Origin of the sequence: Pelomonas candidula (assembly GCF_043555985.1) — a bacterium.
In the GTDB taxonomy this organism is placed as follows: domain Bacteria; phylum Pseudomonadota; class Gammaproteobacteria; order Burkholderiales; family Burkholderiaceae_C; genus Pelomonas; species Pelomonas candidula.
In genome coordinates this window covers 16,829-31,759 of the sequence record NZ_JBIGIC010000016.1, presented here as the reverse complement: position 1 = coordinate 31,759, position 14,931 = coordinate 16,829, and the positions used below count along the sequence as shown (strand labels likewise).

The following is a 14,931-nucleotide window of genomic DNA, read 5'->3' as shown; positions in this document are numbered from 1 at the left end:
CATTTCAACCGTCATTTCAGCTGGGTCGGATCGGCGTCCAGCTTGGCCAGCGCCTTGCGCGTGGCCTGAACCGTCAGCGCTTCGTCCTGCGCCGGCAGCAGCAGGCCGGCCTGCAGGAAAGCGGCCATGCGGTTCAGCGAGAACAGCACGCCGCGGCCCTTGGGTGTGACGAACAACGCCAGCTGCTTGCGCAGGCCGCGCCAGGCCAGCTGCACCTGCTCGTTGCGGCCGCGGTAGTCCAGCATGAACCAGCCGCCCACCTGCAGCTCGCGCGCCCAGGCCACCATGGCCGGCGTCGGCGCCGAGCCGCCCTCAGCGACGACCTCCATGCCGTCGGACTCGTGGCCGGACAGGTCGCGCACCAGCATCTCGTCGACATGGGTGTCGCCATCGATGTCCTCGGGCAACATGGCCTCCAGCGTCTCGAGCTGGTCCATCAGCTCGTCGAGGCGCTCGCGCGGGATGGCGGCCGTCTTGGCCGTGAAGGCCGCGGCCAGCGCATTGTTGAGCTGGCGGACATGATCGTCCTGCTTGTCGACGGGCAGGCCGGCATGGCTCATGCCGTCGCGCAGCGTCTTGAGCAGCGGCGGCAGGCGCCGGATGACGTCGGCGCGTTCCTCGCGCGATGACTTCGCGCTGGCGGACCAGATCAGGTCGGCCGCGGCGCGCTTCATGGACTTGGTGACGTCGGCCTGGGCGCCCGAGCGCACGGCGGTGACGGCCAGCACATCGGCCCAGACGTGGAACAGGAAGTCGCGCACGCCGTCCTGCACCGGCACCTCGGACAGCATCTTGCGCAGCTCGATGGTGTACTGGATGGCCAGCGTCTCGCGCTGCTCGACCTGCTGGGCCAGCGACACGCCGCGCTTGGAGGCCTGGTTCTCGTTCTCGAAATAGTGGTCGAGGAACTTCTCGAACTCGGTCAGCACGGTGGTGAAGACGCGCCGGCCGGTGTCCGGGTAGGCCTCGACGACCTGCACGACGCGCTTGATCTCGCGCTCCAGCGCGTCGTTGCTGGCGCGCTCGGCACCGGGCGCGCCGGGCTGAGCCACGTTGAAGCCCATCACGCAGGCGCCCATGCGGTCGATGAGCCGGCGCGCCGGGTGGTCGGCCGCGGCGAAGAAGTCGGGCTCGGAGACGGCCACGCGCAACACGGGCATCTGCAGCCGCGCGAACCAGACGCGCACCGAGGCGGGGATGCGCTCCTCGGTCAGGATGCTCTGGAACATCATCGCGACGATCTCGATGGTCGCGCGCTCGGCCGGCGTGCTCGCCGCCTGCTTCAGGACCTGCTTGAAGGCCTGGTTGCGGGCGCCGATCTCTTCCAGCTGGCGCGGCGCGCTCTGGGCACTGTCGGTGCCACCGCCGGCCACCGCCGGTCGCCGCTGCAGGGACTCCTGCGCATGCTTGATGGCGCCTGCGAGCCGCGGCGAAGCCGCGTTCACCGCCGGAGACGCATCGGCCAGCGAAGGCCTGGCACCACCGCCCTCCGCCGCGGGCATGCCACTCAGCCCGGCCAGGCTGGGCTTGCCGGCACCGGGGCGGGCCGGCACCTGGCTCTTGACGACCGGGAAGCCGGGCACGTGGCGGGCCAGCACGCGCTGCAGCTGGGCCATGACCTCGTCAGCCTGCGACGTGGCGCGGCTGCGCGGCAGCTCGCCGTTGCCGGAGGGCGAACTCAGTGGCGCCAGGCCCGAGGCGGGCGCGGGCGCCGCCGGCGTGGGCGGCGGCGCCACAGGGGCGGGCAGGCCGCTGGCGGCGGCCGTCGCGTCCCTGGCGGCCTGGGCCGTGCGACGGATGAAGGGGCGCAGGTCGACCTCGGGCAGCACCTTCTGCGCGATCAGCCAGCGGTTGGTCTCGTGGTAGGCCTCGCTGATGAGCTGAGCGAACTCCTCGTGCAGCTCATGGTGCAACAGCTGCCAGATGTTGGCGTCCAGGCCCACGCGGGTCCAGGCGTCCAGCGCGATGCGGGCAACGACGTGGGCGCGCAGCAGGTCCAGCGGCTCCAGGTCGTCGTGGGCCTCCAGCGCCTGCATGCGGGTGCGCAGGTCGGTGAACTCCCAGGTGGCACGGTCCATCATGACCAGCGCCAGGCGCGAGCTGGTGATCTCGCGCTCGATGGTCGAGTCGTCGACCAGGCTCATCTTCTGTGACTGGGCCTGCACCGTCGGTTCGTGGTCGCGGCCGGTGTCGGCCACGCCGTGCACGGCCGCATGGCGCAACGCGCCGACGACGGCCATCTGCCAGTTCGGACCCAGCTTCTGCCAGGCCTGCACCGCATCACGCCGGGCCGACGCGATGGTGTGCGGCGCGGCCTGCAGCAGCAGCTGCGCGCCGCCCTGCCCGATGGCGGCTACCAGCGGGGTCATGCCCCGCACCAGGGCCTCGAGGTAGACGCGCCGTGCCTGCGTGGCCAGGGCCTGGTTGCGGGCGGCGGTCATGAGGGCGTTAGGGCGGCGCGGCGAGAGTGGCAGTTACGAGCCACTCTACACGACGGCTCCGGCATTCGGATCGTTCGGATCGTCACGGCTCACGGCAGTCTTCACCAGGTCGTCACGCTTCACGCCCAGCCACATCGCGATGGCCGCGGCAACGAACACCGACGAGTAGATGCCGAACAGGATGCCGATGGTCAGCGCGACGGCGAAATAGTGCAGCGTCGGACCACCGAACAGCAGCATCGAGATCACCATCAGCTGCGTGCAGCCGTGGGTGATGATGGTGCGGCTCATCGTCGACGTGATCGCGTGATCGATCACCTCGTGCGTGTTCATCTTGCGGAACTTGCGGAAGGCTTCCCGCACCCGGTCGAAGATGACGACGGACTCGTTCACCGAGTAGCCCAGCACCGCCAGGATGGCCGCCAGCACCGCCAGCGAGAACTCCCACTGGAAGAAGGCGAAGAAGCCCAGGATGATGACCACGTCGTGCAGGTTGGCGATGATGCCGGCCAGCGCGAACTTCCACTCGAAGCGGATGGCCAGGTAGATCATGATGCCGACCACCGTGGCCGCCAGCGCATAGGCGGCGTCGTGCGCCAGCTCGGCACCCACGGCGGGGCCGACGACCTCGGAGCGCGACAGCTTGATCGGCTCGGTGCCATCGGGCTTCTTGCAGATCTGCTTGCTGACCTGCTCACCCTGGGCCGTCACTTCCTGGTGCTCGCTGACCGCGCCGCTTTCGGCCGTGCACAGTTCGGCGAACACCTTGCCGACCAGTTCGGTCTGCTTGACGTCGCCGCGGATGGGCAGGCGGATCATCACGTCGCGCGACGAGCCGAAGTTCTGCACCTGGACTTCACCGAAGCCCATCTTCTCGACAACGTGCCGGGTCTTCTCGATCTCGGCCGCCTGCGGGTAGGCCACCTCGATGACAGTGCCGCCGGTGAACTCGATGGAGAAGTGCAGGCCGCGCGTGATCAGGAAGAACACGGCGGCGGCGAAGGTGATGAAGGAGATCGCGTTGAAGATCAACGCGTGCTTCATCAGCGGCAGATCACGCTTGATGCGAAAGAGTTCCATCGTCTTGTCCTTCAGCCTTCGGTGACGGCGGTGGTGGTTTCGTCGCCTTGCGGCTTCCAGATCTGCCCGATGGACACGCTCTTGAGCTTCTTCTTGCGGCCGTACCAGAGGTTCACCAGGCCGCGCGAGAACACGACGGACGAGAACATCGACGTCAGGATGCCCAGGCAGTGCACGACGGCGAAGCCCTTGATCGGGCCGGAGCCGAACACCAGCAGCGCGACACCGGCGATCAGCGTCGTCACGTTGGAGTCCAGGATGGTGGCCCAGGCGCGTTCATAGCCGAGATGGATGGCCTGCTGCGGCGACGCGCCGCTACGCAGCTCCTCGCGCACGCGCTCGTTGATCAGCACGTTGGAGTCGATGGCCATGCCCAGCACCAACGCGATGGCGGCGATGCCCGGCAGGCTCAGCGTGGCCTGCATCATCGACAGCACGGCGATCAGCAGCAGCAGGTTGAAGCCCAGCGCCAGCGACGAGAAGACGCCGAACAGCAGGTAGTAGATGCACATGAACACCGCCACCGCGGCAAAGCCCCAGGTGACGGAGGCGATGCCCTTCTCGATGTTCTCCTTGCCCAGGCTCGGGCCGATGGTGCGTTCCTCGATGATCTCCATCGGCGCGGCCAGCGAGCCGGCGCGCAGCAGCAGCGCCGTGTCGGCGGCTTCCTGCGTGGTCATGGAGCCGGAGATCTGGAAGCGGTTGCCCAGTTCGGAGTTGATCTTGGGCGCCGTGACGACCTCACCCTTGCCCTTCTCGAACAGCAGGATGGCCATGCGCTTGCCGATGTTCTCGCGCGAGGTGTCCTTCATGATCCGCGCGCCCTTGGCGTCGACGGTCAGGTGCACGGCGGGGTTGTGGTTCTCGTCGAAACCCGGCTGCGCATCGTTCAGGTTGTCGCCGGTCAGGATGACCTGGCGCTTGACGATGATGGGGCCGAAGCTGCGGTCCATGTAGCGCTCGTCACCGAAGGGGACGGGGCCGTTGCCCTTGAGCGCCTCGAGGGCCTCGGCGCTGTCGTCCACCATGCGCAGCTCCAGCGTGGCGGTGCGGCCGATGATGTCCTTGGCCTTGGCCGTGTCCTGCACGCCCGGCAGCTGCACGACGACCCGGTCCAGCCCCTGCTGCTGGATGACCGGCTCGGCCACGCCCAGTTCGTTGACGCGGTTGTGCAGCGTCGTGATGTTCTGCTTGATCGCGGCGTCCTGCACCGCGACCTGGGCCTTCGGGCTCAGCACGCCGGAAATGCCGCCGTCGTCTTGCGGCGTCCAGGTGACATCGGAGAGCTGGTTCTTCAGCAGCTCCAGCGCCGCGGCACGCTGCTCGGCGTCGCGGAAGGCGATCAGCACCGTGTTGCCGTCACGCGTGATGCCGCTGTGGCGGATGTTCTTCTCGCGCAGCATGGAGCGCACGTCGCCGGTGAGCGCCTCGGCGCGCTTCGTCAGCGCCGCCTTCATGTCGACCTGCATCAGGAAATGCACGCCGCCGCGCAGGTCCAGGCCCAGGTACATCGGGTTGGCATGCAGCGCCGTCAGCCACTGCGGCGAACGGGACAGCAGGTTCAGCGCGACGATATAGGTCGGCTCGTTCGGGTCGGTATTCAGCGCCTTGCTGATCGCATCCTTGGCCTTGAGCTGCGTGTCGGTGTCGGCGAAGCGCGCCTTCACCGAGCTGCCGTCGAACTGCACGTAGTCCGGCTGGACCTTGGCCTCCTTCAGCACGGCCTCGATGCGGCTTTGCAGCGCGCCGTCGACCTTGACGGTCACCTTGGCGCTGGACACCTGCACCGCCGGCGCTTCGCCGAACAGGTTGGGCAGGGTGTACAGGGCGCCGATCAACAACGCGACGAGCAGGATCGCGTACTTCCAGAGCGGATAGCGGTTCATGGGAACTTCCTTGTCAGCGCCAGGACGGCGTGGCCCGGGACATGGGCACGGGGACGCTTACTTCAAGCTGCCCTTAGGGAGAACCTGGGTGATGGCGCTGCGCTGCAGCTGCAGCTCGACGCCGCTGGCCACCTCGACGTGGACGAAGCTCTCGCCCAGCTTGCTGATCTTGCCGATGACGCCACCGGCGGTGACGACCTCGTCGCCCTTGGCCAGGGCTTCTAGCATGGCCTTCTGCTCCTTCTGGCGCTTCATCTGCGGGCGGATCATCACGAAGAAGACCACCACGAACATGGCGACCATCATCAGGAGGCTGGGCAGGCCGGATTCGGCACCGGCGGCCGGAGCGGCGGCCTGGGCGTAGGCGTTGGAGATGAACACGATGTTTTCCTAGGGGTGAAGGTGGCCAAGGCCACCGCAAAGCAACCTTGAATTCTAGTGCGCCGCCGCCTGCCGCCTCCCGCGGCTGCTAACCTGCCGCGGCCCCACGCGCCCGCGCCGACCTGCCGGCCTGCAAGACCACGCCCGATGCCTCACGCCCCCGACCTTGCCGCCCTGCGCCGCCACGCCGTCGCGCGCAGCCTGTTCACGCCGACGACGCTGGTCAAGGCCGTCGAGAAGCTGGGCGGCTTCGTGCAAGCCGACCCGCTTCGCGCACCCGCCCGCGCCCAGGACCTGACGCTGCGCCACCGCGTCAAGGGCTACCAGGCCGGCGACCTGGAGCGCCGCTACCCGCGCCTGCCGCTGCAGGAAGACTTCTTCATCAACTACGGCTTCGTCACGCCCGGCCTGCGCGCGCTGATGCACCCGCGCACGACGCGCCGCGTGTGGGACAAGCCGCGCTGGAAGCTGGCCCATGCCGTGCTGGCCGAGGTCGAGCGCCTGGGCGAGGCGCACCCGACCGACGTCGACGCGGCGCTGGGCCACGGGCCCGTGAAGAACTGGTTCGGCGGCAACAGCCGGCTGTCCACCGAGCTGCTGGACGGCCTGCACTACCGCGGCCACCTGGACGTGGTGCGGCGCGACAGCGGCACGCGCGTCTACCGACTGGCTCAGCCGTGGCAGGCTCACCCCGACCCGCAGGCGGCGATGGACGCGATGGCCGACGCACTGGTGCAGAAGTACGCGCCGCTGCCGGCCGGCAGCCTGTCCACGCTGATCAGCATGCTGGCCGGCGCCGCGCGGCAATGGCAGGACCTGCGCAAGCCCACCCTCGCCCGCGCGAAGGACCGGCTGGCCCATGCCCGCGTCGACGGCACCGACTGGTACTGGCCCGCTGACGAGGACCCGGCGCGGGGCTGGCGCATCCCGGCGCAGGTGCGGCTGCTGGCGCCCTTCGACCCAGTCGTCTGGGACCGCCGCCGCTTCGAGCTGCTTTGGAGCTGGGCCTACCGCTTCGAGGCCTACACGCCGGCGGCCAAGCGGGTGCGCGGGCATTACGCGCTGCCGCTGTTGTGGCGGGATCAGGTTATCGGCTGGGCCAACGCCGGCGTGAAGGGCGGCGTGCTGAACGTGGACTGCGGCTACATCGCGGGCCGCGCGCCGCGCGAGGCCGGGTTCAAGGCGGCGCTGGAGGAGGAATGCCTCAGGATGGCAGAGTTCCTGGGAGTCGCGTGGGCGTAGGTGCGGCGGCGGCTTGCGGCCAGTTGCAGACAGCCGCGGCCGGCGGCTTTCAGGTAGCCTCCCCTGTGTGACAACCAGTTGGGGCTCATTAACAGAATGAAAACCTCCCGCACACAGACGATTTGCGAGTGGGCACAGGTTCAGCCGCAGTCGCCGTTGCCTTGCTCGAAAGTCGGCTTGGCCATGTCTTCTTTGAAGCGACAGCCAATTCACGGCATGCGCATTGCTCCTACCGAAACCACGAATGGCTGGTACATCTGGTGCGGTGACCTGTCGGATGCCGATGACTTCTTTTCTCCACTGCACGTGGAGCATCTTGACGAGCATCTGCCTGCCGCTGCCGAGTACCTTGACTTGCCGCCCGGCTATCGCTTCCTCATCGATGGGGCGAACTACGAGGATGTCTGGTTCGACGCGAGTCTCTTAGAGCAGAGTTGAACGCCCGCTATCGGGTGCCGAACCCAGAGCCATCAACCGGCAGCTCCGGGTCGATACCTGACCGCCACGCCCGTCGGCAATGCAAGGACCGGCTTCGCAGCCGTCATCGCGGCAGCTTCCTGCCGCTACACCGCTGGGCCTGCCGCAAATTCACCGCATTGGCCTAGACGTTGACGCTACTCATCTGCGCCGCCGGGTAGCGCGTGCCCTCGATGGCGTGCGCGGCCAGCAGCGCGGCGATGCGTTCGCGGCGGCCGGCGTCGAGGTGGATGCGCGCCGCTCGCGCGTTCTCGTCCAGCCGCGCGATGCTGCGCGTGCCGGGGATGGGCACGATGTCGTCGCCCTGGTCCAGCAGCCAGGCCAGCGCGAGCTGGGCCGGCGTGCAGCGCCACTCGTCCGCGAGCGACCTGAGCGCATCCGCCAGCGCGAGGTTGTGGTCCAGGTTGCCGCCCTGGAAGCGCGGATGGATGCGGCGGCGGTCGTCGGGCGCGAGCTGTTCGGCCGAGCGAATCGCGCCGGTCAGGAAGCCGCGGCCCAGCGGGCTGTAGGGCACCAGCGCGATACCCAGCTCGCGGCAGGTCGGCAGGATCTCGGCCTCGACGTCGCGGCTCCACATCGAGTACTCGGTCTGCACGGCGGCGATGGGGTGCACCGCGTGCGCCCGGCGGATGGTGGCGGCCGACGCCTCGGACAGGCCCAGGTGGCGCACCTTGCCGGCCTTCACCAGCTCGGCCATCGCGCCGACCGTCTCCTCGATGGGCACGGTCTTGTCGACGCGATGCTGGTAGTAGAGGTCGATGTGGTCGACGCCGAGCCGGTCCAGGCTGGCCTCGCAGGCCTGTCGCACATAGGCCGGGCTGCCGTCGATGCGCGTGACCGCGCCATCCGCGGATCGCACGTGGCCGAACTTGGTGGCGAGCACGACCTCGTCGCGGCGCGCCCGCAGCAGCGGCGACAGCAGCCGCTCGTTGGCGCCGATGCCGTACATGTCGGCCGTGTCGAGGAAGTTGACGCCGATATCCAGCGCGTGGTGCAGCACGGCCAGCGACTGCGCGTCGTCGGCCGGGCCATAGAAGTCGGACATGCCCATGCAGCCCAGGCCCAGGGCCGAGACCTCGGGGCCGGCGGTGCCGAGGCGGCGGCGGGGGAAGTTGATATTCGTCATCGCTACTCCTTGAATGAATCGTCGACGGGACGGCCCGGAGCTTAGAAAACCTGCCCCACCGCCAGCCAGCACAAAGCTGGCGCATGCTTGCCCGATCCTCCGGGCCATACCCCTCGACCCCGCCAGGCCTGCAGGGGTGTTTGCACAATCGCCCGCATGCCGATCGACGACGACCTCTCTGCCCTGCGCGAGCGCACCATCGCGCTCGCCCTGGACCGCGCGCCCGCCGACGGCCTGCACGGGACCGCCCTGCCCTGGCTGCGGGTGATCCGCGCCAGCGCGCCGGCACTGCCCGTGCCGGCCATCTACGAGCCCGGCCTCGTCCTCGTGCTGCAGGGCCGCAAGCAGGCGCAGATCGGCGAGCGCACCGTGCACTACGACGCGATGCAGTGCCTGCTGGTGCCGGTGACGACGCTGCCGCGCGGCCGCGTCGTCGAGGCCAGCGCGAGCAAGCCCTATGTGTGCCTGCGCCTGTCCTGCGAGACCCAGGCGCTGGCCGAACTGCTGCTGGACGGTGATGCGCCCGCCGCCGATGGCGACGCCGGCCTGCAGGTCGCGCCCGTGACCGCACCGCTGCTGGACGCCGCGCAGCGGCTGCTGCAACTGCTGGACGCGCCCCAAGACCTGAAGACGCTCGCGCCGCTGCTGCAGCGCGAGATCTTCTACCGCGTGCTGACCGGCCCGCTGGGCCCGCGGCTGCGAGCGCTGGCGCAGGGCGACGGCGTGGCGCGGCGGCTCAACCGCGTCATCGAGCAGCTGACACGCCGCTTCGACCAGCCATTCTCCATCGACGAGCTGGCCGCGCTGGCCCACATGAGCCCGTCGACGCTGCACCTGCGCTTCAAGCAGCTCACGGCGCTGTCGCCGCTGCAGTTCCAGAAGTCATTGCGGCTGCAGCATGCGCGCCGGCTGATGCTGAGCGACGGGCTGGACGCCGCCAGCGCGGCCCACCGCGTCGGCTACGAGAGCCCGTCGCAGTTCAGCCGCGAGTACCGCCGCCTGTTCGGCGCGCCGCCGCGGGAGGACATCGGGCAGCTGCGCGCGCGGGCCTGACGCCGGGCGCGCCGTGTTGACCGGGATCAAGGCCGCCCGCCAGCCTGGCGCGCAGCATCGTCATCTCGCTGTCACAAGGATTCACGCCGATGCCCGCCTCGCCACGCGCCCCGTCCCGCAGCTCCAAGCCCTCACGGCCCGCCAGGCGCAGCGCCAGCGCGCGACAGGTGGCCGCCGGCGATGTCCCGCCCCGGCTGGACGCCGGCAGCCTGGAGCGCCACCGCGTGAGCCGGGCCCAGACGCGCCATGACGTGGTCGCCAGCGAGACGCTGGCCGAGTTGCTGCGCCGTCACCAGGACGGCGGCGGCGCCGAGTCGCTGGCCCAGGATCTGGACACGCTGCTGACGGGCAGTTCGCCGGACGAGCGCCGGCAGCTGCGCCGGGCGTTGCGGCAGCACGAGGACACCCAGCGGCCGCCCGCCGACGTGGAGGCGGACAACCAGCTCAGCCCCGGATGGCGACAGGGCAGCTACCCGTACAGGAACCTGCTGTCCCGCAAGAACTACGAGCGCCAGAAGTACCGCCTGCAGGTCGAGCTGCTGAAGCTGCAGGCCTGGGTGAAGGAGACCGGCGCCCGCGTCGTCATCCTGTTCGAGGGCCGCGATGCAGCCGGCAAGGGCGGCACCATCAAGCGCTTCATGGAGCACCTGAACCCTCGTGGCGCACGCGTCGTGGCGCTGGAGAAGCCCAGCGAGGTCGAGCGCGGCCAGTGGTATTTCCAGCGCTACGTGGAGCACCTGCCGACGGTCGGCGAGATCGTGCTGTTCGACCGCAGCTGGTACAACCGCGCCGGCGTCGAGCGCGTGATGGGCTTCTGCAGCGAGGCCGAATACCAGGAGTTCCTGCGCCAGACGCCCGAGTTCGAGCGGCAGCTGGTGCGCTCCGGCATCCACCTGTTCAAGTTCTGGTTCTCCGTCAGCCGCGAAGAGCAGCGCCGCCGCTTCAAGGAGCGCAAGCTGCACCCGCTCAAGCAGTGGAAGCTGTCGCCCATCGACATGGCCTCTCTCGACAAATGGGACGACTACACGCGGGCCAAGGAGGCGATGTTCCTGCACTGCGACACGTCCGACGCGCCGTGGACTGTCATCAAGAGCGACTGCAAGAAGCGCGCACGACTGAACGCCATGCGCTTCGTGCTGAACCGCCTCCCGTACGCCGAGCGCAAGCCGGCGAGGATCGGCGCGGTGGACCCGCTCATCGTGGGCCGGCCGGCGCTCGTGTCCATGCCGGGCGACGATTTGTTGGCACCCGGCGGCGCCGGCTGACGCACCGGATGGCGTGACGGGTCGCTAGAATGGCGGGCTTCCGAGGAGCGTTGCAACCTCAGCACCCCTTGAGGCCAGGCTCGGAACATTCATCTGCAACCGCGCTCACCCGCTGGCCAACCGTGCCTGGGTGATGACCGATCCCCGTGCGACGCCAGCGGCTTCATTCGCTTGAAGGAGCCCGCATGACCGCCAACCTCCCCGCCCACATCGTCAAGGACCTGTCGCTGGCCGACTGGGGCCGCAAGGAAATCAAGATCGCCGAGCACGAGATGCCGGCGCTGATGGCCATCCGCAAGGAATACGCCGCATCGCAGCCGCTGAAGGGCGCTCGCGTCACCGGCTCGCTGCACATGACCATCCAGACGGCCGTGCTGGTCGAAACGCTGCAGGCGCTGGGCGCCGAAGTGCGCTGGGCGTCGTGCAACATCTTCTCGACGCAGGACCACGCCGCCGCCGCGCTGGCCGCCGTCGGCACGCCAGTGTTCGCCTACAAGGGCGAGACGCTGGAAGACTACTGGGACTACACGCACCGCATCTTCGAGTTCGCCGGCAAGGGCGAAGCGGGCGAAGGCCCCAACATGATCCTGGACGACGGCGGCGACGCGACGCTGCTGATGCACCTGGGCCAGAAGGCCGAGAAGGATCTGTCCGTGCTGGCCAACCCCGGCAGCGAGGAAGAGCGCATCCTGTTCGCGGCCATCAAGAAGAAGGTCGCCGAGGACGGCACCTGGTACACCCGCAAGAGCGCCGAGATCATCGGCGTGACGGAAGAGACGACGACGGGCGTGCACCGCCTGAAGGAAATGTCCGCCAAGGGCACGCTGCTGTTCCGCGCCATCAACGTGAACGACTCGGTCACGAAGAGCAAGTTCGACAACCTGTACGGCTGCCGCGAGTCCCTCGTGGACGGCATCAAGCGCGCGACCGACGTGATGGTGGCCGGCAAGATCGCCGTCGTGGCCGGCTACGGCGACGTGGGCAAGGGCTCGGCGCAGGCGCTGCGCGCGCTGTCGGCCCAGGTCTGGGTGACCGAGATCGACCCCATCTGCGCGCTGCAGGCCGCGATGGAAGGCTACCGCGTCGTGACGATGGAGTACGCCGCCGACAAGGCCGACATCTTCGTGACGACCACCGGCAACAAGAACGTCATCCGCCACGAGCACATGGCCGCGATGAAGAACAACGCCATCGTCTGCAACATCGGCCACTTCGACAACGAGATCGACGTCGCGTCGCTCGAAAAGTACCAGTGGGAAGAGATCAAGCCGCAGGTCGACCACGTCATCTTCCCGGACGGCAAGCGCATCATCCTGCTGGCCAAGGGCCGCCTGGTGAACCTGGGCTGCGGCACGGGCCACCCGAGCTATGTGATGAGCTCGTCCTTCGCGAACCAGACCATCGCCCAGATCGAGCTGTTCGCGCACAAGGATGCCTACGACATCGGCAAGGTCTACGTGCTGCCCAAGCACCTGGACGAAAAGGTCGCGCGCCTGCAGCTGACCACGCTGAACGCGCAGCTGACCGAGCTGACCGAGGAGCAGGCCGCCTACATCGGCGTGCCCAAGGCCGGTCCGTACAAGCCCGATACCTATCGCTATTGATCGATGCGCGCTGACCAGCTCCTCGTCGCCCAGGGCCTGGCGCCCACGCGCTCGGTCGCGCAACGCCTGATCAGCAACGGCGCCGCCGAGTGGGCCTCGCCCACCGGCTGGGCCCAGTTGAAGAAGGCCGGCGAGGACCTGCCCGAGACGGCGCAGCTGCGCGTCACCGACGACGCGGAGCTGCGCTACGTGTCGCGCGGCGGGCTCAAGCTGGAAGGCGCGCTGGACCGCACGGGCTTCGACGTCTCGCACCACACGGCGCTGGACGTCGGCCAGAGCACCGGCGGCTTCACGGACTGCCTGCTGGCACGCGGCGCGCGGCACGTCGTGGGCATCGACGTGGGCCACGGCCAGCTGCACGCGCGGCTGCAGTCCGACCCGCGCGTGACGGCGCTGGAAGGCCTGCATGTGCGCGACCTCGGCGGCATGCTGCGCCCGCACGCGCCGACGGGCGGCTTCCCGCTGATCGTCGGCGACCTGAGCTTCATTTCCATGGTGGGCAGCCTGCCCGAGCTGCTGCCCTGGCTGGAGGCGCACGGCCACCTGCTGCTGCTGATCAAGCCGCAGTTCGAGCTGGGCCCGCAGGCGCTGGACAAGCGCGGCCTCGTCAAGGACGAGGCCGACTACCCGCGGCTGGAAGCCCGCGTGCGCCTGGCCTGCACGGCCCTCGGGCTCAAGGTGCTGGACTACTTCGACAGCCCCATCACCGGCGGTGATGGCAACCGCGAATTCTTCTTGTGGGCCTCACGATGACGACCCCTGTCTCTTTCGAATTCTTCCCCCCCAACACGCCGGTCGGCGTCGAGAAGCTCAAGACCGTCGTGCAGGAGCTGGGCGCGCTCAAGCCCCAGTACTTCAGCGTCACCTACGGCGCCGGCGGCTCCACGCGCGACAAGACGCTGTCGGCCGTCATGGACATCGCCGGCGCCGGCTTCGAGGCCGCGCCGCACCTGTCCTGCGTGGGCTCCACGCGCGAGAACATCGCCGAGATCCTGGCCACCTACCGCGCCCGCGACATCCACCGCGTCGTCGCGCTGCGCGGCGACCTGCCCAGCGGCACGGCCACGGCAGGCGAGTTCCGCTACGCGTCGGAGCTGGTCAGCTTCATCCGCGAGACACAAGGCAAGGACTGGCACATCGAAGTCGCCGCCTACCCCGAGGTGCACCCGCAGCAGCGCTATGCGGCGCGCGACCTGCAGCATTTCGCCGACAAGATGCGCGCCGGCGCCGACGGCGCGATCACGCAGTTCTTCTTCAACGCCGACGCCTACTTCCACTTCGTCGACGAGGCCCGCCGCCTGGGCGTCACCCAGCCCATCGTGCCGGGCATCATGCCCTTCCACAACTACGGCCGCATCGCGCAGTTCGCGCAGCGTGACGGCATCGAGATCCCGCGCTGGGTGCAGATGAAGATGGAGGGCTTCATGGACGACGCCGCCAGCATCCGCGCCTTCGGCCTGGACGTGGTGACCAAGCTGTGCGAGCGCCTCATCGACGGCGGCGCGCCGGGCGTCCACTTCTACACGCTGAACCAGTCGGCGCTGACGCTGGAGTTGTGCAAACGCCTCGGCCTCGCCACCAAAGATTGATCCATCACAAGATGCCGCACTGACCGCCCGCGCCGACCGGCGCGGTGTTGTGTTGCCTCAAATCGCGCCGTGCGGCCGGCGCGTTCAATGACTTCATCGGGACACGTCCCATTCACCAGGAGTCATTGATGAAGTTCGCTACCACCCTCCGCCTGGCCGCCATCGCCGCCGCTGCTTTCGTCCTGCAACCCGCCCAGGCTGATGAGGGTCCGCTGCTGGTCCGCGTGCGCGCGCTCAACCTGCACTCGGCCAACAAGGACAGCACCGGCCTGGGCCTGTCCATCAACAACAAGACTTTCCCCGAGGTCGACTTCAGCTACTTCTTCGCGCCCAACATCGCGGCCGAGCTGATCCTGACCTACCCGCAGAAGCAGACGCTGTACTCCAACGGCGCCGAGATCGGCTCGCTCAAGCACCTGCCGCCCACGCTGACGCTGCAGTACCACTTCATCCCCAATGGCACCGTGCGTCCCTACGTCGGCGCCGGCGTGAACTACACGAACTTCTCCAGCGTCAACTTCGCCCCCGCCGTGCAGACCGCCCTGCATCCCGGCATCAAGCACAGCAGCTGGGGCGCGGCCTGGCAGATCGGTGCCGACGTCGCGATCGCGAAGAACACCTACCTGAACTTCGACGTGAAGAAGGTCAGCCTCGGCACAACGGTCTATTCGAGCGGCGTGTCGGCCGGCAAGTTCAAGGTCGATCCGACCCTCGCGAGCGTGGGCCTGGGCTGGCGCTTCTGAGCGACGCATTGCACTCATGTAAATGAGCGCTTGACGTGACATGA

Annotated in this window: 13 protein-coding genes and 1 riboswitch; of the genes, 8 read left to right on the top strand and 5 right to left on the bottom strand. The window is 68.6% G+C overall.

Annotated features, from left to right (window positions below):
* Positions 1–11: 11 nt before the first annotated feature.
* The 4 genes from ACG04R_RS24715 to yajC are packed head-to-tail and all read right to left on the bottom strand — an operon-like array spanning position 12 to position 5,788.
* Positions 12–2,441: a DUF1631 family protein gene (locus ACG04R_RS24715; protein WP_394416470.1), complete on the bottom strand. Its 2,430-nt coding sequence runs from the start codon at positions 2,439–2,441 to the stop codon at positions 12–14.
* Positions 2,442–2,486: 45 nt separating this feature from the next.
* Positions 2,487–3,521 (bottom strand): protein translocase subunit SecF, encoded by a 1,035-nt coding sequence (gene secF / locus ACG04R_RS24710; RefSeq protein WP_394416468.1) that lies wholly within the window; start codon positions 3,519–3,521, stop codon positions 2,487–2,489.
* A gap of 11 nt (positions 3,522–3,532) precedes the next feature.
* Complete coding sequence (gene secD / locus ACG04R_RS24705; protein ID WP_394416466.1) at positions 3,533–5,407, bottom strand: protein translocase subunit SecD; 1,875 nt, start codon at positions 5,405–5,407, stop codon at positions 3,533–3,535.
* Positions 5,408–5,464: 57 nt separating this feature from the next.
* Positions 5,465–5,788 (bottom strand): preprotein translocase subunit YajC, encoded by a 324-nt coding sequence (yajC, locus tag ACG04R_RS24700; RefSeq protein WP_394416464.1) that lies wholly within the window; start codon positions 5,786–5,788, stop codon positions 5,465–5,467.
* 147 nt (positions 5,789–5,935) lie between these two features.
* On the opposite strand from yajC, the gene ACG04R_RS24695 reads away from it, so the two are divergent.
* Positions 5,936–7,030, top strand: a complete 1,095-nt coding sequence (locus ACG04R_RS24695) for a DNA glycosylase AlkZ-like family protein (protein ID WP_394416462.1) — start codon at positions 5,936–5,938, stop codon at positions 7,028–7,030.
* Positions 7,031–7,126: 96 nt separating this feature from the next.
* Positions 7,127–7,468, top strand: a complete 342-nt coding sequence (locus ACG04R_RS24690; protein ID WP_394416460.1) for an immunity protein Imm33 domain-containing protein — start codon at positions 7,127–7,129, stop codon at positions 7,466–7,468.
* A gap of 163 nt (positions 7,469–7,631) precedes the next feature.
* Here the strand turns inward: ACG04R_RS24690 and ACG04R_RS24685 are convergent, their stop codons facing one another.
* Positions 7,632–8,633 carry an aldo/keto reductase gene (locus ACG04R_RS24685; protein ID WP_394416458.1) on the bottom strand — a complete coding sequence of 334 codons (1,002 nt, stop codon included), beginning with the start codon at positions 8,631–8,633 and terminating at the stop codon, positions 7,632–7,634.
* A gap of 156 nt (positions 8,634–8,789) precedes the next feature.
* Here ACG04R_RS24685 and ACG04R_RS24680 point away from each other — a divergent pair, with 156 nt between their 5' ends.
* From ACG04R_RS24680 to ACG04R_RS24655, 6 genes are all read left to right on the top strand, one after another.
* Complete coding sequence (locus ACG04R_RS24680; RefSeq protein ID WP_394416456.1) at positions 8,790–9,686, top strand: AraC family transcriptional regulator; 897 nt, start codon at positions 8,790–8,792, stop codon at positions 9,684–9,686.
* 89 nt (positions 9,687–9,775) lie between these two features.
* Positions 9,776–10,951 (top strand): polyphosphate kinase 2, encoded by a 1,176-nt coding sequence (gene ppk2 / locus ACG04R_RS24675; RefSeq protein WP_394416454.1) that lies wholly within the window; start codon positions 9,776–9,778, stop codon positions 10,949–10,951.
* Positions 10,952–10,987: 36 nt separating this feature from the next.
* Positions 10,988–11,065, top strand: a riboswitch (S-adenosyl-L-homocysteine riboswitch).
* Between the two features lie 71 nt (positions 11,066–11,136).
* The gene (gene ahcY, locus ACG04R_RS24670) at positions 11,137–12,555 is read left to right on the top strand and encodes an adenosylhomocysteinase (protein ID WP_394416452.1); all 1,419 of its coding nucleotides are present in this window, start codon (positions 11,137–11,139) and stop codon (positions 12,553–12,555) included.
* A 3-nt stretch (positions 12,556–12,558) separates the two neighbouring features.
* Positions 12,559–13,308 (top strand): TlyA family RNA methyltransferase, encoded by a 750-nt coding sequence (locus ACG04R_RS24665; protein ID WP_394416450.1) that lies wholly within the window; start codon positions 12,559–12,561, stop codon positions 13,306–13,308.
* Positions 13,305–14,144 carry a methylenetetrahydrofolate reductase [NAD(P)H] gene (metF, locus tag ACG04R_RS24660; protein ID WP_394416448.1) on the top strand — a complete coding sequence of 280 codons (840 nt, stop codon included), beginning with the start codon at positions 13,305–13,307 and terminating at the stop codon, positions 14,142–14,144. Before ACG04R_RS24665 ends, metF begins: the two co-directional genes overlap by 4 nt.
* A gap of 128 nt (positions 14,145–14,272) precedes the next feature.
* Positions 14,273–14,887 (top strand): OmpW/AlkL family protein, encoded by a 615-nt coding sequence (locus ACG04R_RS24655; protein ID WP_394416446.1) that lies wholly within the window; start codon positions 14,273–14,275, stop codon positions 14,885–14,887.
* Positions 14,888–14,931 lie beyond the last annotated feature (44 nt).